Genomic DNA, 1408 nt, shown 5'->3' with positions numbered 1-1408 from the left:
TTTGTCGACAGCCGCGTGAAGAGGCCATATCGGGGGGCATCCCGTGCCCAACCCAAGTTAAGGCGACGCCACCCCATCGACATCTCCAAGCTTGAGTTCGTGGTCGTCACCGGAAAGGCTTGTTCCGGCACGACAAGTCACGCTTTTTGGCCGACCATGCCATCGAACTTGGGGAGATCAGGACGACGACATTTGGCCTGGCGGCCTGACCCGGACAACTTTGATCCCGAAGCGGAGCAGTTTGCTGAGCATCACTGAGGCGGACGGCGCAATTCCAAGAACTGATAGTTTATTCCATCAACGACAACCGACCCAAGGCAGGTAAAGCCCAGTCGAGTTCTCGCTCTGAGAGACCGTATATTCGTCGGGCGTATGAAAGAGACCAACCGATCGATAGGTTGGGTTGCGAAGGCGAATTCGATCACTGGCTTAGCGCTTTCCGGCCCAATCCCCTGACCGCACCGGGCTCCCAACAAGCAGGTTCCGGTTTCAATGGCGTTGTCATCGAAGCGGCGCAGCCCGGACCGCCCCACGAAGCGCAAGTCGCCATTGTCCTCTCGTTCATAGACCATCCAGAATCCATATCCGTAGGTTTCCCACTCATGAAGATATAGGGACAGCCGCGCATCAGACATTTCCCGCGTTGGCGGAATTCCCTCCATCGTCAATTCGACTACTAGCGGATCGCAGTGAAGGCGATGCAGGGTGTCGGCGTCCCAAGGACGTAATGGGCGCATGAACAAACGTTCTGTTTCCAGATTCATTTTGAAATTGCATCCTTCGTCCCATCCATCGCGGCTACCTGCGACATGAATACCGGTCGGCGGCTCTCGCCGCCTCACACCGAAGGGTTTCAAAACCCGTGCCAATTTGGCTGATCAGATCGAAGAAGAAATTTTTGTGATTTCTTCTCAGCTAGTTAGCCTGAAGCAAATGGGTAAACAAGCCTGTCCTGCGGACACGACAAACCCAGCGGCGCGATCTACGGTTTTGTCGTTTACGTACCACGATGTCGGATACGCGCCATAGCTGTTTAAAGTCATTACATTGTTTTAAAATGCTTTTCTCAATTGGCACGAAGGATGCTTAGTTTTCTGCAAACCTCCATCGCGGAGGAGAAGCTTTGTCGCAAACTGATTGGCGACGTCGATCCGCTCTCCCTGTGCGCAACACCCCCGTCTCTATTGAGTATGCGGAACCGCATTTCCGGCAAGCACGCGATCGAGGATTGATCGATGACGGCCGTACGGAAAAAGATAGGACTATCCCTTTTTGAAAAGGGGCGACCATGCCGGTCGGGCGTCGTCGATTTCGTCAGCTGTTCATATCTTGGCCTCAACAACCACCCTGACGTGATCGCAGACGCGCGTCCGGGAGCACGCTCTCTTTATCGCAATCGAATAACCAA

2 protein-coding genes are annotated in these 1408 nt (G+C 54.0%); one reads left to right on the top strand and one right to left on the bottom strand.

Translation table 11 applies throughout. The features are described from left to right. Nucleotides 1-258: hypothetical protein (locus AC07FD_RS09835; protein ID WP_478349670.1), on the top strand; the 258-nt coding region annotated here is incomplete at its 5' end. Here AC07FD_RS09835 and AC07FD_RS09830 read toward each other — a convergent pair. Continuing rightward, the gene (locus tag AC07FD_RS09830) at nt 252-764 is read right to left on the bottom strand and encodes a GNAT family N-acetyltransferase (RefSeq protein ID WP_478349669.1); all 513 of its coding nucleotides are present in this window, start codon (nt 762-764) and stop codon (nt 252-254) included. The genes AC07FD_RS09835 and AC07FD_RS09830 overlap by 7 nt on opposite strands. Nucleotides 765-1408: the final 644 nt, after the last annotated feature.

Source organism: Mesorhizobium waitakense (genome assembly GCF_056431085.1).
Note: the sequence above shows the minus strand (reverse complement) of the source record. Positions and strands in the feature narration are given on the sequence as shown.